We start from the raw sequence: 22,119 nt of genomic DNA on the forward strand, positions 1-22,119 counted from the left end.
ATCCGTCCCTCAGCTGAACAGGATGATGGCGTACGCCGCGAAGGCGACGAGGTGTGTGGCGCCGTGCATCGCCGTGACCTTCTTCGCCGTGAAGGTCGTGACCGAGAGCACGAGCGTGACGCCGAGCATCATGAGGTCCGCCGGCGTCTCGGCGAGGACGACCGTCTGACCCGTCGCCATGCCGATGAGCAGCACGGCGGGGATCGTCAGACCGACCGTCGATACGAGCGCGCCGTGGCACAGGTTGCTGACGCGCTGCGCCTCACCGCCCAGCGCGGCTCGGATCGCCGTGATGGACTCGGGCAGGAACACGATCATCGCGATCAGCACGCCCGCGAGCGCGACGGGCGCGCCCGCGCGAGAGAGCCCGTCGTCGAGGAGCGTCGCCATGTCGTGCGACAGCAGCACGATCGGCACCATCGTCAGGACGAGCACGACGAGCCGCGTGAGCAGCTCGCGCCGGTGGGCGGAGACGACCTCGGTGATCGGGGACCGTGCGATCTGCGTATGGCTCGCCGTGGCCGCCGGCCGGTCGTCCGCCTCCATGAAGTGCTCGGCCTGCGCCCCCATCTGGCGGGACAGGAAGAAGGCGTAGATGCCGAGCGTCAGGACGATGACGGGGATCGACTGCGCGGGTCTGTACGCACCGTCCTCCCCGATCACGGCGGGGAGTCCGAAGGCCAGGGTCGAGAGCACGATGAGCATCGCGAGGTAGGCCGAGGCGCCGGTGCTGTTGACCCGCATTCCGCGGCGGCGCAGTCCACCCAGCAGCAGCGCGAGGCCGATCACGAGATTCAGGATGATCATCGACACGGCCATCACCGAGTCCCGCGCGATCGTCGTGTGCTCGCCCGGTCCTAGCATGACGGCCGCGATGAGCACGACCTCGATGATCACGATCGAGAGCGTCAGGACGAGCGAGCCGTACGGGTCGCCGAGGCGGTGCGCGAGCAGCTCGGCCTGCTTGACCACTCCGAAGGCGCAGAACACGATGACCGCGAGGATCGCGGCGAGCGCGACGATCAGGGTCGGCGTCGGCACCGGCGGTGTCAGGAACGGGTGAAGGATCAGCAGAGCACCGAAAGCGGCCCAGCCGACGATGATGCGCACGGCATCGGATGTATGGACGAGCTCTGCAGTTCGAATCTGCGACACCGGCAACCTCTTCCGAAGGGGGGTCGTCCCCGTGAGTTCAGCTGCGGGTCGTCCCGCCCAGGCTGCGAAGAGCAGCGCGCACGGTTGCGATCGTATCGGAAGGGCGCTCGGCCTCACGGGCGAGACCTGGCGTCGCGCGCGAGGGGTGTCCCGCCGGCCACCCGCCGTCCCCGCGCCGGACATGAAGCGGCTTGCGTCCGGCCGGGTCGGCGCGGCACAGTTGCGTGCACGCGCCGATCCGGCCGTCCCGCCGTGGGAAGAGGAGTCCAGATGAACCCCGAACTCGATCTCGAGATCACCCGCGTCATCCGCGCACCCCGCAGCGCGGTGTGGCGCGCCTGGACCGATCCCGACCAGCTGAGCCGGTGGTTCATCCCTGCGCCGATGGTCTCGCGAGTCGACTCGATCGACCTGCGACCCGGCGGGGGTCTCGTGACATCCTTCGGCGATGCCGGCGCCTCGGGCGACGCGCTGCAGCGGCACATCGACGCCGTGTTCCTCGTCGTGGAAGACGAGTCCCACCTCGTCTGGACGAACGCGATCGACAGCGCGTGGCGCCCGCAGCAGCCGCAGCCGGTCGCCCTCACGACCGACATCCACCTCCTCGACCACCCCGACGGGACCGACTATCGCGTCGTCGTCCGCCACGGCACGCGGGAGGACAGGGACCGGCACGAGAGCCTCGGATTCTTCGAAGGCTGGGGAGCCGTCACCGATCAGCTGGCGGCACTCGTCGAGCAGGACGCGTAGGCGCAGGACGCGTCATCCCGTCAGCCGGCTCATCAGCTCGAAGTCGCCGACCGCTCCGGTGAACTCGGCGATGCGCCCCTTCGTCACGCGGTAGATGCCGAACTCCGCGACGTTGGCGTGCCGCCGGGTCGGCGCGATCCCGCGGAAGGGGCCGAGGTGCGTGCCGCTTCCGCGCAGGTGCGCCGCGATGCGGTCGTCTTCGATGACGAGTTGGATGCGGCGCCAGCGCCAGTCCGGAAACCCGTGGAAGAGGTCGGCGAGGTCCGCGATCCACGCGTCGACCCCGCCCGGCAGATGCGCGCGCCGGACCGCGGGATCGACGAACGTGCGGATGGCGTCGAGGTCGTGCCGGTTGCAGGCGTCGAGGTAGTCGGCGTGCCACTCGCGCAGCTGCCACGGCTCCACCTCAGTGCACCGCCGTGGCGGCCCGCAGCCGGCCGCGACCGAAGGGCAGCGCGGGCGCGCGGTAGAAGAGCGCGGGCTGGTCGTGCTCGAGGGTCGCCTCCGCCTCGCCGAAGCGCCACATGCGGTTGAACAGGAAGACGCCGATCACGACGGCCTCGCCCGACGGCACCTGCCACGTGCCGTGACCCCACTGCACGGGCTGTCCGCGGCCGGCGATCACGATCGTCGGCCGGACCCCCGCGTACAGCGCGAACCACGGGCGGTGCAGGGTCAGCTCGATGCGCCTGGTGGTGGCGTCGCCTTCCGTCACGACGACGTCCTGGGGGCGGATCGGTGATGCATGCGGGCTCCTGTGGATCGGGGACGGCGGCGCGATGCGCTACGGGGCATCAGCGGCGGACGCACGGTCAAGCCTGTCACGGCGAACGAGGTACCTCGCCGTGAGCGCGCCGCTCCTACGGCAGTGGGCGTGGCCGCGCGAGCGGCATGACGGCCGACATGAGCCAGCGCGGCATCCGGAACATCGGACGGTCCTTGCCGAGTGCGTCGATCCCCGCCATCTCGGCGGGGGTCAGCGCGAAGTCGAACACGGCGAGATTCGCCGCGATGTGCGCGGGGTTCGTGGACTTGGGGATCGCGACGAACCCGCGCTGCACGTGCCAGCGCAGGACGACCTGCACGGGCGACTTGCCGTGCGCGGACGCCGCCGCGACGATCGCGGGGGCGGACAGGAGCGACGTCGATCCGTGGCCGAGCGGGTACCAGGCCTCCGCCACGATCCCGTGCTCCTCGAGGTACGGCAGCAGGTCGGGCTGCTGCCAGTGCGGGTGCAGCTCGACCTGGTCGACGACGGGCGCGATGCGCGCCTCCGGCAGCAGCCGCTCGAGGTCGGCGACCGTGAAGTTGCTCACGCCGATGGACCGGACGACCCCCTGGTCGACGGCTTCCTCCATCGCCCGCCACGCGCCCAGCACGTCGCCGACGGGCTGGTGCAGCAGCACGAGATCGATGGGACCGGTGTCCAGACGCTCGAGCGAGCCGCCGAGTGCGGCGCGCGACTTCTCGAACCCGTATTCCGAGGGCCAAAGCTTGGTCGTCAGGAAGACCTCGTCGCGCGGCACCCCCGAGGAGCGGATGCCGCGTCCCACCGCCCGCTCGTTGCGGTACGCGAACGCCGTGTCGATGGGCCGGTACCCGGCCTGCAGGGCCGACCGCACGCTCGACTCGCACACCTCGACGTCGGACACGAGGTAGACGCCGAGGCCGATCTGCGGCATCCGGAGTCCGTTCGAGAGCGGGATGCTCGTGGTCATGGCCCGAAGTCTAGGCCCGGCGCGTGCCGTGCGACGGGCGGATTCTGCGGCATGCTGAGGAGCGATGGCACACGCACCGAGCGGGTTCGAGTTCTCCGTGAGGGGAGACACGGTCGAGGTCCGTCACCACGGCCGTCCGGCGGCCACGCTGCGCAACGCGGCCGCGCGGCGGTTCCTCGCGGACGTCGAGCAGCACGACCCGCAGCATGTCATGGCGCGCGTGACCGGCGACTACAAGCGCGGCAACGAGCGCTCGGGCACCCGCAGGCCGTGAGCCCCGGCGGGTGACGTGTACGCCGTGATGGCGGATGCGACGGCCCGCGGCGCGGAGTGCTGAGCGACGTGGTGGTGCCCCGGGATGACGACGAGGTTCGCCCGCGCGGCGCGATCGCGCAGCCGCCGACACCACGCCGGCCCCGCGATGGGATCCCGCCCGCCCCGGATGACCAGCAGTGGCATCGTGAGGGCGGCCGCGCGGTCCTCGATCGGATACTCGAGCATGTGCCGCACCTGCGCGAGGTACCAGGGCGCGCCGCAGCGCACGTAGTCAGTGAAGACGATGGCGTTGACGTTCGGAGGCTCGCCGAGCGAGTCGACCACGAGAGCGCGCAACTGGGCGAACAGCGAGCGATGGTCGTCGTCGACGACGGGTCCCATGGCGACGACGTGCGCGACAAGCTCGGGACGCTGGACGCCGACCTCGACGACCCACTGCGATCCCATCGAATGGCCGACCAGCACGACGGGCCCGACCCCGAGCGAGGCGATCACCTCGCCCAGCCCCCGCGCCATCGTCTCGACGTCGCCGTCCTCACCGGGCTTGGGAAGGCCTGCGTAGCCCGGGAGGTCGATCGAGAACACCGAGCCGTCGGCGGCGAGCTCGTCGTGCAGCCGCGACAGGTACCGATGCGACATCCCGATGCCGTGCACGAGGACGATGGGAGGCGCCCCGGATGCCTCGGTGCCCGGGTCGGTCAGCACCCGGTAGGTGAGAGACCCGACGGTGACGAGCCACCGCGCGGTCTGCCGGCGCACGCTGTTCATCGATTCCCCTCGCACCGCGACGTCACCCCCGAGCGCTCGTGATCTCGGCGATCGCGCGCGTCATCTCGGACGGGATGTCGCGCGCAAGGAACCCCATCCCGACTTGCTCCGTGAGCCGGTCGCCGGCGCGGGCGTGCGCCCAACTGCCCCACACGGCGGCCCGCGCCGGCGCGACCCCGCGAGCGGAGAACCCCGTGATGGCGCCCGCGAGCACATCGCCGCTCCCCGAGGTTCCGAGGCCGGCGCCACCGGCCTGGATGCGCCATCGCTCACCCGCCGGCGTCACGATGCGGCCGTAGCAGTTGACGACGGCGTCGTAGCGGCGCGCGATCTCGGAGAGGTCGGGTTCGGCATCCGCAGGATCACGGTCGAGCAGGATCGCCGCTTCTTCCCGATTCGGATTGAGCACGAGCTCGGCGGGGAGCAGGCTCCGGTCGACGCGGGGAAGGATGCCGAGGGCGAAGGCGTCGAGGATCAGCCGGCGCACGCCCGTGCGCGCGATCGTGAGCAGCGTCGCGAGGGTCTCATCCGAGTCGTCGAAGCCGGGACCGACGAGCACGGCGTCCGCGGACTCGATAGCCCCGCGTGGCCCATCCTCCAGCGGGGCGTCTGCATCCTCCGGGAGGGAGTAGACGGCGGCTTCCGGCATGACGACGCCCAGCTGGCCCTCGATCGAGGCCGGCACGATGACGGCGAGCCGGCCTGCGCCGACGCGCAGCGCCGCTTCGCCCGCGAGGAACACAGCACCCGGCGAGCGCCGCGATCCGCCGACGACGACGATCTCGCCGCGCGACTTCTTCGACTCCCCCGGGTCGGGCAGCCCCCACTCGCGCAGAAGAGCCGGCGTGACCGTGACCTCACTCGGGTTCGACATCGGGGCTCCCCGGGTGCACCGTGACGGGCGCGCCCTCGACCTGCAGGTGGGCGACGTCCGAGAAGGCGACGAGGTCCCACCCCGACTCCCCGCGCACGAGATGCGTGACCGACGCGTTGAGGACGGTGTGATCCGCGGCGAAGTCGAGCAGCTGCGCCTCGTCGAGCGGCAGCAGCAGATAGAGAAGGAGCATCACGACGGCGTCGTGCGCGACGATCAGCGCGCCGCGGTGCCCGTTCGGCAGCTCATCGCGCAGGAACGAGCGCAGTCGCAGCGCGACATCCGCCCACGACTCCCCGCCCGGCGGGCGATGGTAGAACTTGCCGAGATGGCGCCGGCGCTCGGCCTCTTCCGGGTGCAGGCGCGCGACGCCGGTGCGGGTGAGCAGGTCGAGGATGCCGAGTTCGCGGTCGCGCAGCCGCTCGTCGATCACGACCGGGGCATCGCCGGCGGCCTCGCCCTGCGCGATCGAGAGCGTCTCTCGCGCGCGCCGGTAGGGCGAGACCCAGCAGACGTCGATCGACGCGCTGCTCGAGGCCCACCAGCTGCCGAGCGCTTCAGCCTGCTCGCATCCCGTGTCGGAGAGCGGCACGTCGGCGTCGCGGATGTCGATCGGGATGCTGTCCACTCCCTCGAGCTCGGCTCGACTCGCCGCCACATTCGCGACGCTCTCGCCGTGTCTCACGAGCCACAGTTCCGTCACCGCCATCCGTTCACGCTACGAGCGAGAGTCCGTCCGCGGGAACGGCTTGACAAGCGCTCGGCCCGTCCGATCTGCATCCGGCCGTGCGGCTACAGCCACCGCCGCACGCGGGCGCGATAGTCGTCGTACTCGGGTCCGAACTTCGCGCTCAGGTAGCGCTCCTCGGGGGCGATCGCGCCCCACCACAGGGCGACGACGCCGATAGGCACGAGAGCGAGCGCCCAGAATGACGGCCACAGCAGCGCGATGCCGACATCGAGCGCGATGAGGCCGAGGTACAGGGGGTTGCGGCTCACGCGAAACGGCCCGCGGTCGAGGATCTTGCTCGTCGAGCCGCCGGGCAGCAGCGCCGTGTCATGCCGCGCCATGAGCCACAGCGCCCAGCCGTTCCAGAGCGCGAACGCGACGAGGAGGAAGACCCCGACCGTCCGAGAGATCGTCTCGGGCAGCGCGATCGGGTCGCCCGCGCTCGCCGTGATGGCGAGCCCCGCGATGAGCGGCACGCCCAGTGCGACGGGCGGCCAGATGCGGTACGCCGGGGCGTCGGCCATGCGGGCAGTGTAGCCCCGCACCGGGGCGGCGAGCGGTCCGCGGCCGGGCCCTCGGTGCGGGATGCGATGGTCACATGGACGGGCAGGTCACGCCTCTCGGATCCGAACCGCCGTTGTCGGGACACACCAGCGCGGTCAGGAGGTACGCCTCGAGGAGCCGGCGCGCGCCGCCGTAGGGAATGAGGTCGGGGTCCGTCTCGGCGCGCCAGACCGCGACGACCTGTGGCTGCGGGATGACCCCGCCGGACAGGAAGGCGGCGGTGCCCTCCTCGAACGGCACGAGCACGGCCGGGTGGCAGTCCCACTTCTCGATACAGAGGGGCACCGCGCGATCGGGAATGCCGGCGCAGTGCGACAGCCCGACCTTCTCGCAGTACCGCTGGGCCCACTCCACGACCAGCTCGAGTGCCTGCGACTTCGGCGCGAGGTCGTATCGGTCGAGGTCGAACGTGATGAACTCGGACCAGTCCTCGGGCGGAGCGGGCATGGGGACGGTGCCCGCGGGCGGAGTGGGCAGAGGGACCGGGGCCGCGGGCACCGAGGGGGACGGGTCCGTGTCCGCCGACGGGACCGATGCGGTCGGCGCTGCGCCGGGCTGCGGCGGTGGGGCGCTGCACCCCGCGAGGAGGACGACGGACAGCAGTACCGTCACGACCTGTCGCAGAGCCGCTCTCCGCGTCACTCGAGACCTCTCCGCTGCATCGCTCACACCTATTGATGTCCGCGAACCGGGAAAAGGTTCATGTCGGCGCGAGGGAAGAGGGACGAGCCCCGATACTGGAGGACCGCTCATCCACCGTTGGGAGACGATGCATGTCCACGAGATCCGCCGACCGGCCGCCGATGGGCTGGAACAGCTGGGACTGCTTCGGCACGACGGTCACCGAGGCCGAGGTGCTGGCCAATGCGGAATTCATGGCGGCGCACCTGCGCGACTTCGGCTGGGACACCGTCGTCATCGACATCGACTGGTCGGATCCCTCGGCCCGATCCCACGGATACAACGAGGATGCACCCCTCGAGATCGACGCGCACGGCCGGCTCGTGCCCGACCCGATCCGCTTCCCGAGCTCGCGCGACGGACTCGGCTTCGCGCCGCTCGCGGAGCGAATCCACGGGCTCGGCCTGAAGTTCGGCATCCACGTCATGCGCGGCATCCCGCGCCGTGCCGTCGACCTCGCACTGCCCGTGCTCGGCACCACGACGACGGCCGCCGACGTCGCCGACCGCGCCAACGTGTGCGAGTGGAACCCCGACATGTTCGGGCTCGACCACGATCACCCCGCCGCGCAGGCGTACTACGACTCGACCCTCGCCCTCTACGCCGAGTGGGGCGTCGATTTCATCAAGGCCGACGACATGCTCTGGCCGTACCAGGCTCGCGACATCGAGGCGTACGACCGGGCGATCGCCGCGACGGGTCGTGACATCGCGCTGAGCCTCTCGCCCGGGCGCGACCTCTCGCTCGCGCGCCTCGAGCATCTGCGCGACCACGCGACGATGTGGCGCATCTGCGACGACCTCTGGGACAACTGGGACGACGTCGAGGCGAACTTCGCGCGGTTCGCGCGCTGGGCGCCCTTCGCGGGCCCGCACGGCTGGCCCGACGGCGACATGCTGCCGCTCGGCCGACTCGGGCTGCGGGCCGAGCGCGGCGAGCCGCGCGACGACGCGCTCACCCCTGCCGAGCGCGTGACCCTCCTGACCCTCTGGATCATCGCGCGGTCGCCGCTCATGATCGGCGGGCATCTGCCCGAGACCGACCCCGCCGTCATCGCCCTGTTCACGAACCCCGCCGTGCTCGAAGTGCACAGGGCGGCGACGTCGTCGCGCGAGCTCTTCCGCGAGGGCGGACTCGTGCTGTGGGAGGCGACGGCCCCCGACGGCACGCGCTGGGTCGCGGCGTTCAACCTCGACGACGCGACGCGCGAGATCGCCCTCGACGCACAGAACATCGGACTGCCCGTGACGCCCGGCGGCGTGCTCGCCGGCCGCGTCACCGACCTGTGGACGGGCCGGGATGTCGCGACCCGCGCCGTCGCGGTGCAGAGCGACGAGGCGCGCGGCGTCGCGCCCGGAAGCGTCGCGCTCGACCTCGAGCTCGCGGGGCACGGCGCGGCACTGCTGCGCTTCGAGCCGGTCTCGTAGGCGGCATCCGTCGCCTGCTCGCTCCGCCGAGCGGGACCCCGCCGCCTGGCGTCTACGTCGCGCGGGACTCGACCGGCGCGCGCAGCACGACGGCTGTCGTGATCGCGAGCACGATGATGCCGATCGACTCGATGACGACGGTCTGCGGCACGAGCGGACGATCCCACGTCTCGGTGATGCCGAACAGGCTCACCGTCAGGGCGAGGATGAGCGCGAACAGCGTCGCGACGAGGAACAGCAGGCTCAGGACTGTCGCGAGCTGCAGCATCCGTCCTCGCAGCACGACCATCGCGACGGCGAGGACGATCCCCGCGATGCCGTTGAGGACGAACATGATGCCCAGGATGCCGCCGGTGCCCGTGAAGACGAGGTAGAGGTGTATCCCGCCCGTGATGAGCAGGAAGACGGCGCTGAGGATGCTCCAGATCCGCGCGGCGCCTCGGGTTCGTTCGGCCATGGACGTCTCCTCCCGATCGGTGAGCCTCACCCGCGAAGCTCTACTCCTGGGACACGAGGGGACGAGCCGAAAGGTTCACCCCCTCGCTGTCCGCGGGCGTTATCCGCACCTCGTGCAGGACGGCACCTGCGAGGTCGCGCATCGTGAGCACGAGCTCGTCCGGTGAGGCCGCGCCCTCGATCCAGGCCGCGGCTTCGTCGGCGGCGGCATCTGTCTCGGGTCCTCCCGACACGAGCTGGCCGTACGGAAGGTCCGCTGTCGGGGCGAGCCACACCGGCTCGTGCGTGTGCCCCGACACGATCACCTGCGCGCCCCACACGGCGAGCGCCTCGTGCCACGCGGCGCGGCTCACGAGGCTGACCTGGTCGTAGCCGCCCGCGTCGTAGTCGACCGGGGGCTCGTCGATCCACCGCAGCGGGATGTGGCAGAACACGATGCGGTACGGCGCGTCGCGGAAGGCGGGCTGCGCCGTGACGTTGCGCAGCCACGCGGCCTGCTCGGCGCGGAGTGGCTCGAAGGCGACCCGCCCCGCGAAGGTCGGGTGGTCGTCGGGCTTGTCTTCGCCGGTGTGCAGGACGACGCACGCGACGGGCCCGATGCGGAATGCCGTGAACGGCCGCCCCTCGGGTGTCGCGACATAGTCCGTGAGCCGGTGCGCCCACGGGCCGCGCACGTCGTGGTTGCCCATCACGAGCGCGAGCGGCCGGCCCGCGCTGATGTCGAGCCCGGCCGGGTTGAGCACCGTCGAGAGGAAGGCCGACGGATCGTGCCAGTCGTTGCAGAGGTCGCCGTTCCAGATGAGCACGTCGACGGCGGGGGTCGCCGCGTGCAGGGCGCGCACGGTGTCGTCGCGCTCGTGGGTGTCGTTCCAGACGGCGAAGTGCGCCGTCTCGGATGCCGCATCCAGCGTGCGCACCGCCTTCCACGCGCTCGCATTGCGCTCGCGCGGCGCATAGACGGCCTCGGTCACGGCACGCACCCGCAGCGTCGTGCCGGGTGCGAGCCCCGCCGCGCGGACCCGAAGGACGCTGTCACCCTGCGGCACGAGCCCGAAGGGGTCGGCGGTGAACCGCCCCGACGCCCCGTCTGCGGCCCGCCACTCGAGCCATCCGCGGCTGAGCCGGCTCACTCCCCACACGACCTCGAAGCCGTCGGCGCGCGGCGCCATGACGACCGGCGGGCTCGTGACGAGCGGGGCGCTCACACGAACTCGATCAGGAAGCGGAAGCGGGTGTCGTCCTCGAGCCACATCCGGAAGTTCGTGCCCCACACGTTGTTGTGCAGGGTGAAGTGGAAGCCTTCGTCGGGATCGGCCACGGCATTGCCGAAGCGCAGCAGCGCGGGCTCGCCGACCGCGACGAGCGCCGCGTCGAGCGGGCGCAGCGCGAGCCGCCGCGAGCCCTCGTGCACGACCTCGCTCACGGCGTGCAGGCTGCGCGCGCCGTTGCGCACGACAGCCCGAGGGTCGACGGCGGTGCCGAGCTTCCCGAGGCGCCACTCCCCCGCCGCGGTGCGCGGCCGGAAGCCGAGCCACGCCGCCTCGGGCAGCCGCGACGCGTCCTTGCCCACGAGGTCGAGGGTCACCGCGATGTCTCCCGCCCCGGTCGGAAACCGGTAGGTCAGCACGATGTCGCGCGGCGCGCCCCACGCCTCGGACGCCTCGTCGGGCAGGGCGAGCCGCAGGACGACGGAGGCGCCGTCGATCCGGTGGGCCGACACGACGCGCGGTGCGAAGATCGTCGCCGGCAGCCGGTCGGCGACGGCCAGCCCGGGCTTGGACTGATCCGGCACCGCCCAGAACGCGTTCTCGTCGAGGTCGCGGCAGTACTCGCGCATCCACCGCGCCTCGTCGCGCTCGTCGAACGTCTGGTACCGATATGCGGCGAGTGGATGCCGCTCCCCCGCCCACTCGACACCGTCGGCGTCGACGAGCCCGACGAGCGCCCCGTCGGCGCCGAAGCGCACGGTGAACGCTCCGAGCGCGTGGGTCTCGCCGAGATCGAGCTCGAATGCGGCATCCGTCGTCTCATCCGGCCGGGCCGGCCGGGTCTCGTCGATCGCGGCGACCGCTTCGGCGCGGCGCTCGGGCGACAGCGCCGCGAGCGCGCGGTCGAGGTACGCGCGCTGCTCGGCCCACGACGCCTCGAACGCCGAGTACGAGAGGTCCTGCGGGTTGGGCCGCTCGAGCGGCGCCCACAGGTACTCGTCGAACGCGTCGGGGTTCGCGGCGAGGTCGATGCGGTCGGCCGCGCGAGCCCCCTGGAAGCCGGCCTTCTCGTAGTTGACGTAGTCGGGCAGGTACGTCTTCAGGTCCATGCCCCACGTGTGCTCGGCGACGAGCAGGAGCGCGTCGCTGAACCCGTCGCACTCCGGCGTCCCGGCGACGAGCCGGCCATCCTCGAGCCACGTCGTGCGCAGGCGCAGGAGCGCGCGCAGCCGCGCCGTCAGCACGGGGTCGCTCGCGACGCCGTGGATCCACGTGTCCCCGATCTCGTCCTCGACGATCGGCAGGCGCTCGCGCGCCGCGAGCACGTCCGCACCGAAGGCATCGAGCGTCGACGCGATGATCCGCGCCCCCGGATACGCCGCCTGCAGCCGCGAGAAGAGGGCTTCGATCTCGTCGGCGGCGGGCGGTCCGTGGTTGTCGCCCGTGTGCGCCAGGTGCAGCGCCGAGTCCCCGCCGGGCACGATCGCGAGGCCGAGCTCGGTCGCTCCGTAGCTGCCGGCGTAGTTGACGACGACCTCGCTCCCGTCCGGCGCACGCCAGACGAAGAACTCCGGCACGTCGGGCACGGCCGAACCCGCGTTGACGCCGAGGTGCAGGTACTCGATGCCCGCCTCCGCGAGCAGCGGCACGATCCCGATCGTGTGGCCCGGGACATCCGTCATCTTCGCCGCGGCCGTCCGCAGCCCGAACCGCTCGTCGAGCGCCCGGCCGATCGCGATGCCGTGCCGGAAGAGACCCGCGTCCATGAGCTCGCTGTGCGTCGTCATGGGCAGCGCGTGCCAGCGCACGTGCCCCGCCGCGATCGCCCGCTCGAGCGGCGCGCGCTCGTCGGGGCCGCCGAGGCGGAGCGCCTCGTGGATGAGCCACGAGCCCGTCGTCCAGACGAAGCGCGCCGCGCCACCACGCCGCTCGAGCTCTTCCGCGAGCGCGATCGCCGCGGGCAGGAACTCGTGCACGTAGCGCGCCGTGACGTTCGCGGCCGTGTCGGTGAACCCGATGTCGAGGTGGGTCTTGAAGACGACGTGGACCGTTGAAACCATGCGCGACTCCCTCGTCGACGATGCGGGCGCCCCCGCGGCGGAACCGATTCTAGGGATTTCCAGCGCCTGCCCGCATACTTTTATCGACCCTCACCCTAATTCGGAGCAACGATGCACGATAACCGCGAGATCACCGAGGGACGGATCGATCGATTCGTCCGCGACATCCTCCTTCCAGCGCTGTACATCGAGACGATCCCGCTCTCGATCGGCGTCTGGGACGACCTCGATGAGCCGCTCCCCTTCGCCCACGCGACGGGCCAGGACTACCGTCCGATCCAGGTGCCGCACACGTGGGGCAAGGCGTGGTCGACCTCGTGGTTCCACGTGACCGGGCAGGTGCCGCAGGAGTGGCTGCGCGGCGACGGCGCCGCGACGCGCGTCGAGCTCGTCATCGACCTGGGCTTCACACACGACCGCCCTGGCTTCCAGGTCGAGGGCCTCGCCTTTCGCCCGGACGGCTCGACGGTCAAGTCGATCAACCCGCGCAGCAGCTACGTGCCCGTGCCGCAGAGCGGTGACGGTCTCGTCGACCTCTTCATCGAGGGCGCCGCCAACCCGAACATCGCGGGCGACTGGACGTGGAAGGCGACGCCGCTCGGCGAGAAGCACACCGCGGGCGACGACCTGCTCTACGTCCTGCAGCAGTGCGATGCGGCGCTCATGGACCTCACTGTCTGGGAGCTGATCCAGGATGTCTGGACCCTGCAGGGCCTCATGAAGGAACTGCCCGTCGGCTCCCCGCGCCGCCACCGCATCCTCGGCGGGCTCGAGCGCCTCGTCGACACGGTCGACCCGGTGGATGTCGCGGGCACGGCGCAGGACGGACGCGACGTGCTCGCGCCGGTCCTCGCGTCACCCGCGAACGCGAGCAGCCACAGCGTCGTCGCGATCGGCCACGCGCACATCGACTCGGCATGGCTGTGGCCCATCCGCGAGACGATCCGCAAGTGCGCGCGCACCTTCTCGAGCGTCATCGCACTCATGGACGCCGACCCCGAGTTCCGCTTCGCGTGCTCGTCGGCGCAGCAGCTCAAGTGGATGAAGGACGGCTACCCCGAGATCTTCGCCCGCATCAAGGAGAAGGTCGCGAACGGCCAGTTCGTGCCCGTCGGCGGCATGTGGGTCGAGCCCGACATGAACCTGCCGGGCGCCGAGGCGATGGCGCGGCAGTTCGTCGCAGGCAAGCGCTTCTTCCTCGAGGAGTTCGGCGTCGACACGCGCGAGGCGTGGATCCCCGACACGTTCGGCTATTCCGGGGCGACGCCGCAGATCATCAAGGCGTCGGGCACCGAGTGGTTCCTGACCCAGAAGATCTCGTGGAATCAGACCAACACCTTCCCGCACCACACGTTCCTGTGGGAGGGCATCGACGGCACGCGCGTGCTGACGCACTTCCCGCCCGCCGACACGTACGTCGGCGAAGTGTCGGGCGCCGACCTCGCCCGCGCCGAGCGCACCTTCCACGATCACCGCGACGGCTCCGTCTCGCTGCTGCCGTTCGGCTTCGGCGACGGGGGCGGCGGACCCACGCGCGAGATGATGGCGGCCGTCCGGCGCACCCGTTCGCTCGAAGGCTCCCCGACGGTCGAGATCGACACGCCTGCGCACTTCTTCGAGCGCGCCGGGGCCGAGATGGCCGAGCCGCCCGTGTGGAGCGGCGAGCTGTACCTCGAGCTGCACCGCGCGAGCTACACGACGCAGCACCTCACGAAGCAGGGCAACCGGCGCAACGAGCACTGGCTGCGCGAGGCCGAGCTGTGGGCCGCGACAGCTGCCGTTCGCACGGGCGCGGACTATCCGTACGACGACCTCGAGCGCATCTGGCAGCTCGTGCTGCTGCAGCAGTTCCACGACATCCTCCCCGGCACGTCGATCGCGTGGGTGCACCGCGAGGTGGAGCAGAACAACCGCGAGCTCGCTGCCGAGCTCGACGCGCTCATCGCAGACGCGCTCGCGCACTTCGACGCGGGCGACGGCGGCGAGTACGTCGCGAACGCGGCGCCCTTCGCGCGCGACGGTGTGCCCGCGCTCGCCGCCGCACCGCGCGCGCCGCACGGCGGCAGCGCGACTGTCGCGCAGACAGCCGAGGGCCACGTGCTCGACAACGGTCTCGTGCGGGTCATGGTCGACGACCGCGGCCTCATCGTGTCGCTCGTCGACCTCGCGACGGGACGCGAGGCGATTGCGCCGGGCGCCGCGGGCAACCTGCTGCAGCTGCACCGCGACCTGCCCAACCAGTGGGACGCGTGGGACGTCGACGACCACTACTTCCGTGTCGTGAGCGACGAGACGGGGGTCGACGAGATCACGGCGATCGAGGGTCCGGATGCCGCGTCCCTCACGATCACGCGATCGTTCGGCACGTCGCACGTGAGCCAGGTGCTCACGCTGCGCGCGGGCGACGCGACGCTCTGGATCGACAACGACATCGACTGGCACGAGCGCCGCAAGATGCTCAAGCTCGCCTTCCCGCTCGACGTCCACGCCGATCGCGTCGCGGCCGAGACCCAGTTCGGCCACGTGCAGCGCCCGACGCACAGCAACACGTCGTGGGACGCGGCGCGCTTCGAGCTGTGCGCGCACCGCTGGGTGCACGTCGCCGAGCCCGGGTTCGGCGTCGCGATCGCGAACGAGTCCAGCTACGGCTACGACGCGCAGCGCACGACGCGCGCCGACGGCGGCACCACGACGACGGCACGAGTGTCGCTGCTGCGCGGGCCGACCTTCCCCGACCCGGTCGCCGACGAGGGCCGCCACACGATCGGTCTCGCGGTGCGCGTCGGCGCCGACGTGCGCGCCGCGATCCGCGACGGCTACCGACGCAACCTCGCGGAGCGCGCGGCGCCCGGCCCCATCGAGCCGCTCGTGCGGGTCGACCACCCGGCGGTGCTCGTCGCGGCGGTCAAGCTCGCGGAGGACCGCAGCGGCGATGTCGTCGTGCGCCTCTACGAGTCCGAAGGAGGCCGCGCCTCCGCGACCGCGACGTTCGACTTCGACGTCGAGAGCATCGCCCCGACCGACCTCCTCGAGCGCGAGATCGATGTTCCCGCCGGATTCGTGCGCAACGGGCGCTCGGTCTCGCTCGCACTGCGGCCCTTCCAGCTCGTGACGCTCCGCGTCCGGCGCGCGCAGTCGTGACCACCCTGCCCCCGTCGAACGGCATCGCGATGCCGCTGGGCGACGACACGTGGGAGCTCTCAGCCCCCATCGGCGGCCTGCGGATCGAGCTGCGCCTCCCCCCGGGATCCGCCTTTGTGCTCGACGGGACGGACGAGCTCTTCGTCCTGCCGAGCGATGCGACGGGCCGCACCCTCGTCGGTTCCCGCGTGTGCTGGGCGCTCCCCGTCGACGCACTCGGGGGCGAGCCCTCGTGGCTCATCGAGGCCGACGGCGCGATCATCGCCGAGCCCGACGACGCGGGGTGGCGCGTCACGGTGGGAGCGGCATCCGCTCGACTGACCCGGCATCGCGCCAGGCCGCACGCCGACGTCACGGGCGGCCGGTTCGCGCTCGATCTGCCGGGCGGGGAGCTGCTCGCCGACGCCGCCGCGGGCTTCTACTGGGGCACGATGCTGCCCTCGATCATCGAGCGGACGACGGGCGCCGACTACCCCGACGCGATCGGCTACGTCCGCAGCACGATGAAGGGCATGTACGCCGGGACCTACCCCGACGTCGACCACGAGTTCCAGATCAAGGGGCGCATCGCGTGGGGCAGCGACCTCGACCTCGACGTCGTGCGGCGCATGATCGAGCTGCAGCTGCGGCTCATGCGCGAGGACCCGACGGGACTGTGGCGCGACCCGTGCGCCGTGCAGCCGAACGGCGACCGCGAGTACCACGTGCGGCGGGGCAGCATGGACGGCACCGAGAACGCCGTCATGTTCCTCGTGACGGGCAACGTCGAGGTGCTCGAGTCGATCTGGCTCTACGTCGCGCGCACGAAGGATGTCGCATGGCTGACGCGGAGCATCGCCGACATCGAGGGCGCCGCGTACGGCATCGAGCAGCACATCGACGCCCTCGGGCGGCTGTGGGGCGACGTCTACTACGAGGACCAGGTCATCAAGGACGGTCGCGAGACGATGGCGCAGGCCCTCGCGGTGCGCTCGTTCGACCTGCTCGGGCAGCTCGAAGACCTGCTCGACCGCTCCGAGGAAGCGTCGCGGTACCGAGGCGTGCGCGACGGTCTCGCAGCATCGCTCGCGCAGTCGCTGCCCGCCGGCTGGTGGGACCCCGAGGCTTCCCGGTTCGTGGACTGGGTCGACCGGTCGGGGCGCGTGCACGACCACATCCACCTGCTCGCGAACATCCTGCCGGTACTCGTCGGCGCCGCAACCCCCGCGCAGGAGCGCGCTGTGCTCGACCTCGTCGAGCGCGAGCTGCCCGAGTTCCAGCGGTTCCCGACGTTCCTTTCGGCGCGCATCGCGGACTACACGGATGCCGAGATCGGCGACGGGGGACCATACGACCTGTGCGCCGCAGGCCGCTATTGGTGCTGGGATGCCGCGTTCTGGTCGTCGCGCGGCGACGGCGCGATGCTGCGGCAGCAGCTCGAGCGGGTCGCGCGCGAGGGCGCCGGCGACGCGTGGATCATGGGCGAGCGCTACGACATGAGCCACGTCTACTACCTCGACGGGAAGAACTGGCACGGCGCCGAGCACTACTACGAGTACCCCTGCGTCTACTCGTGGGTGCTGTTCCAGGACTACCTCGGCGTGCGGCCTGCGCTCGACGCGGATCTGCTCATCGCCCCGCGGCTCGAGGCGCACGGCGAGGTCGTACTCGGGCAGTCCGCGTATCGCGTGCGCTACCGCTTCGCCCCCGAGGGACTCACGATCGAGAACCTCGCGGATGCCGCGCGGACGTTCCGCATCGACGCGAGCGCGCTCTTCCCCTCCGCAGCGCTGCTCGACGGCGAGGCGTACGACGGCTCGCCGCTGCACCTCGGCCCCGGGGCATCCGTGACCCTCGTCCCCTCCGTCGCGGACTGACCCCGTGGAGTTCTTCCCGCTCTCGCGCGTGCGACTCGACGGCGGCTCGTTCGCCGACGGGCTGGTTGGATGATCCGATGAGCATTCGGTTACGGCGGATCGCGTTCGCGGCGAGCATCGCGGTCGCGGCGGCGCTGCTGTCCGCGTGCGCAGCCGACGCGGGAGACGCGACCGGAGTGTCGGTGGACGAGCTGTGCGCGGACGCCCTGGTCGTCGAGTGCCGGCTCGGCGACGGCTCGACGGTCGTCGTGATCGACGGCGACGCACCGTCCGAGCGGATCACCGCGTTCGCACGCGAGCTTCACAGCGCCACGGCGACGCAGCCCGGCACCGTCGTGCTGCGGGGCAGCGCCCGTGATGCTGTCGCCCTCGACCCGGAGGTCGCCGCCCCGTCCGCGTGGGAGGCCACCGTCCAGCCGAGCGAGTCCGCGCAGTTCGACGCGGCCCTCTCCGGCATACTCGCCGCTGCCGCCGTTCCCGGAGCGGCCGGCATCGTGGTGGCGGACGGCTGGCCCTACGTCACGGTCGAGACCCTCGACCAGTTCGAGACCGTGTTCGCCGAGATCTCGGCGACACCGCTGTTCGAGAACGGCGGCACCTACACGCTCCAGTCCCTCGACGAGCATCTGCGGATCGTCCACGTGCCCGCTCGCACGACGGATGACGGGATCCTCGAGATCATCGACATCGCGCGCGACCATCCCGCCGCGGAAGTGCTGCTCGAAGCTCCCACCTCGGGGCCGCAGTACCCGCGACTGTTCGTCTCGAGGCTCTCCCCGGAAGAGGCGCAAGCGCTCGACCTGCGACTGCGCGCACCCCGCCTCGCGACGGCCGACGTCGACGGCTTCCCCCTCGAGTACGTCCTCGGATCCCTCGGCGAGACCGGCACGACCTACATCGGCGGCACCTTCGGAGCGGTTCCCGGCTGACTCGCGGGCTGACGCTCGAGAGGGTGGGGACGGATGCCGCAGCCGAACCGATGTCGTCGCGGCTCGTTAGCCTTCCTCACATGGTCTTCGCGAATATCGGCACCCTCGGAACCGTCCCCGGAGCCCGCGATGCGCTCGTCGCGCACCTCACTCGCCGAAGCAGCGTGCTGTCCGAAATCGGCTGCCTCGCGTACGAGGTCGGCACGAACGACGACGAGCCCGACACGGTGTTCGTGATCGAGCTGTGGCGCGACGCCGACGCGCACCGGGCTTCGCTCGCTCTGCCCGAGGTGCAGGCCGCCATCGCAGAAGCCCGCCCCCTGCTGTCCGGCGACTTCGGCGGCTTCCGGTTCGACGTCGCCGGTTCGCCCCTGAGGGATTGATTTCGGCGGGGCCGGGGCCAGGGCAACGGCCGCTCCCCGCGAAGCCCGGTGCGGAAGGATGTGGCTATGACGACGAGCATGATCACGGAGTGGCTGCGGGCTCAGCCCACCCTGGCCGGGTCGGCGCCGCCGTTCGATCTGTCGGCGCTGCCGGACCACCCCGACGAGCTGTTCGTGACGTGGATCCGGCAGGCCGCCGCCGCGGGTGTCGCCGAGCCGCACGCCGCGACGCTCGCGACCGTGGACGTCGACGGCATGCCCGATGCCCGCACGCTCATCCTGAAGGACATCTCCCCGGACGGTTGGGCAGTGGCAGGGCCGCGCTCGTCGGCGAAGGGCGCGCAGCTCGCCGCACACCCGGTGGCCGCGCTCAACTTCTGGTGGCAGCCGGTCGTGCGGGCGGTGCGCGTGCGCGGAGTCGTGCGCGAGGCATCGCCCGAGGACAGCGCGGCGGATCTCGCGGCGCGCTCGTCGTCGGCGCGGCAGACAGTCGCGGCAGGCGACTGGGTGCTGTGGCGCATCGTGCCGGAGCGCGTCGAGTTCTGGCAGGGCGCACCCGACCGTCGCCACACCCGCGTGATCTACGAGCTGACGGATGCCTCGTGGACACGCTCGCAGCAATAGTCGGGCCCGGACCGATTCGCCCCATTCGCCGAACCAGGAGCAGCGCGTGACCGTTGATGAGACATCCGTCCTCGCGGATTTCTGGGTGCATGATCCGTTCATCCTCGCCAACGAGGCGGATCAGACCTACTACCTCTATACGTCGTCGCCGGATGCTCCCGTCGTCACGGTCTACCGCAGCGGGGACCTGAGACACTGGGCCGGTCCCACGACGGTGTTCGCGATTCCGGAGGGGTCGTGGGCGAACCCGTCCGAGTCGCCGTGGGCCCCCGAGGTGCACGAGTACGAGGGACGCTTCTACCTCTTCACGACGCTGCACGACTCCACGCATGCCTTGCCTGCAGTATCCGATGGCGGAACAGAGCTGTCCGCGCGGAACCCCGAGGGCCGGGTGTACTCGCCTGTCGCGCGGGGCACCGTCGTCGGCGTCGCGACCTCGCCGCTCGGTCCGTTCGAGCTGCTGGATCCGACAGGTCCGGTCGCTCCGGCCGAGTTCATGACCCTCGACGGCACGCTGTACATCGACGAGTCGGGCAGCCCGTGGATGGTCTACGCACACGAGTGGGTGCAGCTGCTGGACGGCACGATCGAGGCGATTCGATTGGATGCCGCGCTCGCCCGCGCCGTCGGGAGCCCGATCCACCTGTTCCGTGGGTCGGAGGCGGCGTTCCTTCGTGAGCGCACGCCGAGTGCGCTCTCACCCGTGCCCTACATCACGGACGGTCCCCAGGTGCGACGGCTCGCCAATGGCGCGCTGCTCATGCTGTGGGCGACGTACCGGCGCGACGGCGGAGCATCGGAGTACGTCGAGACGATGGCCATCTCGCGCAGTGGTGGGCTCGCGGGGCCGTGGGAGCAGCTCGACGTGCTCGTCGACGGAAACGCCGGGCACGGCATGCTCTTCACGACGTTCGAGGGAACGCTCATGCTCGTGCTGCACCGCGGCATGGGCACACCGCGCGTGCGGGCCGAACTGTTCGAGGTCGTCGAGGACGAGTCAGCCGGTCTGCGCGTGGTCGCCGATCGCTCCGACCTCTACGCCTAGGCCCGGGGCGGCGTCGTCTCCTCTTCGTCAGCTCGCGCCCCGTGAGCCACCCGTATCCCGGGATTCGGCAGGGTAGCGTCTGGGCATGGGTGTCGAGCTGGTCGTCCGCGGCGCCGAGCCGGCGGACGCACGCGGCATGGCCAGGGTTGTCGTCGACTGCTGGCGGGAGACGTATCGCGGACTGATGAGCGACGCGACGCTCGATCACCCAGACCTTCTCACCCGCCGCGAGCAATTCTGGAACGCTGCCCTCACAGATCCGCGATACAGCGCGAATACTGCGTGTGTGGCCTCGCACCGGGGTTCCCTCATCGGAGTGGCCATGTCCGGGCCGCCCCTCGACGGCGCGGACGAACGGCGGCAGCTCTACCTTCTCTATGTCTATGCCGCATTCCACGGTTCCGGGGCGGGATCACTGCTTCTGGATGCCGTCATCGATCCGACCGCCGCTGCCCAGCTCTGGGTCGCCGACCCCAACCCGCGCGCGCAAGCCTTCTACCGCAAGCACGGCTTCGTGCAGGACGGGGCCGTGAGGATTGAAGAAGGCGTTCGGTCGATCCGCATGATCCGGGAGGCCGATCCGGCGAAGCCGTTCTGAGGCTCCGACGCGCCTCTCGCAGGCTCGCGGGTCAGGTCAGGTGGTCGTAGTCGCCGCGTGCCCAGGCGGCGTGGCGGTCGGCCGACTGACGTACGATCTCGCGGGCGTTGGTCGGGATGACGTTGTCGAAGTTGCCGTAGAGCCGGTCGAACTCGAAGCGCTCGACGTGCGAGGCGATTCGGTCCACGACGGCTGCCGAGAGCGGGAGCCGATTGGGGTAGCTGCGCATGAAGCTGACGGAGGTGCGGTCGGGGTTGGCGAAGATCGTGTCGCTGGAGAGCAAGACGCCCTTCCCCTCCGCGCCGGACGCCCAGTGGATCACGGCGCTGCCCGGGAAGTGACCGCCAGGTTGGGTGAGCGTGACCCCGGGCAGGATCTCCACCTCGCCTGACCACAGCTCGATGGCGGGATCGGGCCGCGCAACCCATTGCTGATCCCGCTCGGCGACGAGGACCGGCACATTCCCGAGCGCTCGGCTCCACTCGACCTGCACGCCGTACATATGCGGATGGCTCGCGACGATCGCGACGACGGGTCCGAGTTCCAGGATGCCGCGCACGGCCGCCTCGTCGAGGAACCCGATCGGGTCGAAGAGCACGGAGCCCGCGTCGGTGCGCACGAGCTTCGACTGCTGCCCGATCCCCGCGCCGGGCGAGCTCTTCAACGCCCAGAGATCGAGCTCCCGCTCGACGAGTTCAGTCCGGTAGCCGGCATCCGTCATCTCGAGAAGGCTCGTCCACACCTGTCCGCCGGCCGGAACCCACTGGCGATCATCTGCGCAGATCGCGCACACCTCGACGGGCTCGGTGTGCTCGACCGCGCAGGTCGCACAGATGACGAAGCCCATCGGCGTTCTCCTCATGGAAGGTGGTCGGA

Annotated in this window: 23 protein-coding genes; 10 read left to right on the plus strand and 13 right to left on the minus strand. The window is 71.0% G+C overall.

Features of this window, described 5'->3' with window-relative positions:
- Positions 1 to 9 precede the first annotated feature (9 nt).
- A complete protein-coding gene (locus MJ607_RS16115) occupies positions 10 to 1,155 on the minus strand; it encodes a calcium:proton antiporter (RefSeq protein ID WP_243076620.1) in 1,146 nt (381 codons plus the stop codon).
- 270 nt (positions 1,156 to 1,425) lie between these two features.
- On the opposite strand from MJ607_RS16115, the gene MJ607_RS16120 reads away from it, so the two are divergent.
- Positions 1,426 to 1,905: an SRPBCC domain-containing protein gene (locus MJ607_RS16120; protein WP_243076621.1), complete on the plus strand. Its 480-nt coding sequence runs from the start codon at positions 1,426 to 1,428 to the stop codon at positions 1,903 to 1,905.
- Between the two features lie 12 nt (positions 1,906 to 1,917).
- On the opposite strand, the gene MJ607_RS16125 is transcribed toward MJ607_RS16120, so the two are convergent.
- The 3 genes from MJ607_RS16125 to MJ607_RS16135 all read right to left on the minus strand — a co-directional run bounded on the left by MJ607_RS16125 (position 1,918) and on the right by MJ607_RS16135 (position 3,623).
- Positions 1,918 to 2,310: an ester cyclase gene (locus MJ607_RS16125; protein WP_243076622.1), complete on the minus strand. Its 393-nt coding sequence runs from the start codon at positions 2,308 to 2,310 to the stop codon at positions 1,918 to 1,920.
- Position 2,311: 1 nt separating this feature from the next.
- Entirely contained in the window at positions 2,312 to 2,620 is a 309-nt protein-coding gene (locus tag MJ607_RS16130) for a hypothetical protein (RefSeq protein WP_243076623.1), read from the minus strand.
- Positions 2,621 to 2,765: 145 nt separating this feature from the next.
- A complete protein-coding gene (locus MJ607_RS16135; protein ID WP_243076624.1) occupies positions 2,766 to 3,623 on the minus strand; it encodes an aldo/keto reductase in 858 nt (285 codons plus the stop codon).
- Between the two features lie 64 nt (positions 3,624 to 3,687).
- Here MJ607_RS16135 and MJ607_RS16140 point away from each other — a divergent pair, with 64 nt between their 5' ends.
- Positions 3,688 to 3,897 carry a hypothetical protein gene (locus MJ607_RS16140; RefSeq protein WP_243076625.1) on the plus strand — a complete coding sequence of 70 codons (210 nt, stop codon included), beginning with the start codon at positions 3,688 to 3,690 and terminating at the stop codon, positions 3,895 to 3,897.
- Here MJ607_RS16140 and MJ607_RS16145 read toward each other — a convergent pair.
- The 5 genes from MJ607_RS16145 to MJ607_RS16165 all read right to left on the minus strand — a co-directional run bounded on the left by MJ607_RS16145 (position 3,855) and on the right by MJ607_RS16165 (position 7,282).
- Entirely contained in the window at positions 3,855 to 4,667 is an 813-nt protein-coding gene (locus MJ607_RS16145) for an alpha/beta fold hydrolase (RefSeq protein ID WP_243076626.1), read from the minus strand. The two genes, MJ607_RS16140 and MJ607_RS16145, sit on opposite strands and share 43 nt — an antisense overlap.
- A gap of 22 nt (positions 4,668 to 4,689) precedes the next feature.
- Complete coding sequence (locus MJ607_RS16150; protein ID WP_243076627.1) at positions 4,690 to 5,541, minus strand: ADP/ATP-dependent (S)-NAD(P)H-hydrate dehydratase; 852 nt, start codon at positions 5,539 to 5,541, stop codon at positions 4,690 to 4,692.
- Positions 5,525 to 6,250, minus strand: a complete 726-nt coding sequence (locus tag MJ607_RS16155) for a histidine phosphatase family protein (RefSeq protein ID WP_243076628.1) — start codon at positions 6,248 to 6,250, stop codon at positions 5,525 to 5,527. Before MJ607_RS16155 ends, MJ607_RS16150 begins: the two co-directional genes overlap by 17 nt.
- An 83-nt stretch (positions 6,251 to 6,333) precedes the next feature.
- On the minus strand, positions 6,334 to 6,795 hold the full coding sequence (locus tag MJ607_RS16160) for an isoprenylcysteine carboxylmethyltransferase family protein (protein ID WP_243076629.1): 462 nt from the start codon (positions 6,793 to 6,795) through the stop codon (positions 6,334 to 6,336).
- A gap of 70 nt (positions 6,796 to 6,865) precedes the next feature.
- The gene (locus tag MJ607_RS16165) at positions 6,866 to 7,282 is read right to left on the minus strand and encodes a hypothetical protein (RefSeq protein ID WP_243076630.1); all 417 of its coding nucleotides are present in this window, start codon (positions 7,280 to 7,282) and stop codon (positions 6,866 to 6,868) included.
- A 326-nt stretch (positions 7,283 to 7,608) separates the two neighbouring features.
- On the opposite strand from MJ607_RS16165, the gene MJ607_RS16170 reads away from it, so the two are divergent.
- Entirely contained in the window at positions 7,609 to 8,943 is a 1,335-nt protein-coding gene (locus MJ607_RS16170; RefSeq protein ID WP_243076631.1) for a glycoside hydrolase family 27 protein, read from the plus strand.
- Positions 8,944 to 8,995: 52 nt separating this feature from the next.
- Here the strand turns inward: MJ607_RS16170 and MJ607_RS16175 are convergent, their stop codons facing one another.
- The 3 genes from MJ607_RS16175 to MJ607_RS16185 are packed head-to-tail and all read right to left on the minus strand — an operon-like array spanning position 8,996 to position 12,667.
- A complete protein-coding gene (locus MJ607_RS16175) occupies positions 8,996 to 9,400 on the minus strand; it encodes a hypothetical protein (RefSeq protein WP_243076632.1) in 405 nt (134 codons plus the stop codon).
- A gap of 40 nt (positions 9,401 to 9,440) precedes the next feature.
- A complete protein-coding gene (locus MJ607_RS16180) occupies positions 9,441 to 10,604 on the minus strand; it encodes a metallophosphoesterase (protein ID WP_243076633.1) in 1,164 nt (387 codons plus the stop codon).
- The gene (locus MJ607_RS16185) at positions 10,601 to 12,667 is read right to left on the minus strand and encodes a DUF5054 domain-containing protein (RefSeq protein ID WP_243076634.1); all 2,067 of its coding nucleotides are present in this window, start codon (positions 12,665 to 12,667) and stop codon (positions 10,601 to 10,603) included. The genes MJ607_RS16180 and MJ607_RS16185 overlap by 4 nt, the downstream gene beginning before the upstream one ends.
- Before the next feature lie 111 nt (positions 12,668 to 12,778).
- On the opposite strand from MJ607_RS16185, the gene MJ607_RS16190 reads away from it, so the two are divergent.
- From MJ607_RS16190 to MJ607_RS16220, 7 genes are all read left to right on the plus strand, one after another.
- Positions 12,779 to 15,808, plus strand: coding sequence for a glycoside hydrolase family 38 C-terminal domain-containing protein (locus tag MJ607_RS16190; protein ID WP_243076635.1), 3,030 nt, complete (start codon positions 12,779 to 12,781; stop codon positions 15,806 to 15,808).
- On the plus strand, positions 15,805 to 17,664 hold the full coding sequence (locus MJ607_RS16195; protein WP_243076636.1) for a hypothetical protein: 1,860 nt from the start codon (positions 15,805 to 15,807) through the stop codon (positions 17,662 to 17,664). Before MJ607_RS16190 ends, MJ607_RS16195 begins: the two co-directional genes overlap by 4 nt.
- A gap of 77 nt (positions 17,665 to 17,741) precedes the next feature.
- Complete coding sequence (locus tag MJ607_RS16200) at positions 17,742 to 18,593, plus strand: hypothetical protein (RefSeq protein ID WP_243076637.1); 852 nt, start codon at positions 17,742 to 17,744, stop codon at positions 18,591 to 18,593.
- 80 nt (positions 18,594 to 18,673) lie between these two features.
- Positions 18,674 to 18,976: a putative quinol monooxygenase gene (locus tag MJ607_RS16205; protein ID WP_243076638.1), complete on the plus strand. Its 303-nt coding sequence runs from the start codon at positions 18,674 to 18,676 to the stop codon at positions 18,974 to 18,976.
- 66 nt (positions 18,977 to 19,042) lie between these two features.
- The gene (locus MJ607_RS16210) at positions 19,043 to 19,600 is read left to right on the plus strand and encodes a pyridoxal 5'-phosphate synthase (RefSeq protein ID WP_243076639.1); all 558 of its coding nucleotides are present in this window, start codon (positions 19,043 to 19,045) and stop codon (positions 19,598 to 19,600) included.
- Between the two features lie 46 nt (positions 19,601 to 19,646).
- Positions 19,647 to 20,645 carry a glycoside hydrolase family 43 protein gene (locus MJ607_RS16215; RefSeq protein WP_243076640.1) on the plus strand — a complete coding sequence of 333 codons (999 nt, stop codon included), beginning with the start codon at positions 19,647 to 19,649 and terminating at the stop codon, positions 20,643 to 20,645.
- A gap of 85 nt (positions 20,646 to 20,730) precedes the next feature.
- Positions 20,731 to 21,243: a GNAT family N-acetyltransferase gene (locus MJ607_RS16220; protein WP_243076641.1), complete on the plus strand. Its 513-nt coding sequence runs from the start codon at positions 20,731 to 20,733 to the stop codon at positions 21,241 to 21,243.
- Positions 21,244 to 21,274: 31 nt separating this feature from the next.
- On the opposite strand, the gene MJ607_RS16225 is transcribed toward MJ607_RS16220, so the two are convergent.
- Entirely contained in the window at positions 21,275 to 22,090 is an 816-nt protein-coding gene (locus MJ607_RS16225) for an MBL fold metallo-hydrolase (RefSeq protein WP_243076642.1), read from the minus strand.
- Positions 22,091 to 22,119 lie beyond the last annotated feature (29 nt).

This window comes from Microbacterium sp. SS28 (genome assembly GCF_022761035.1).
Classification (GTDB): domain Bacteria; phylum Actinomycetota; class Actinomycetes; order Actinomycetales; family Microbacteriaceae; genus Microbacterium.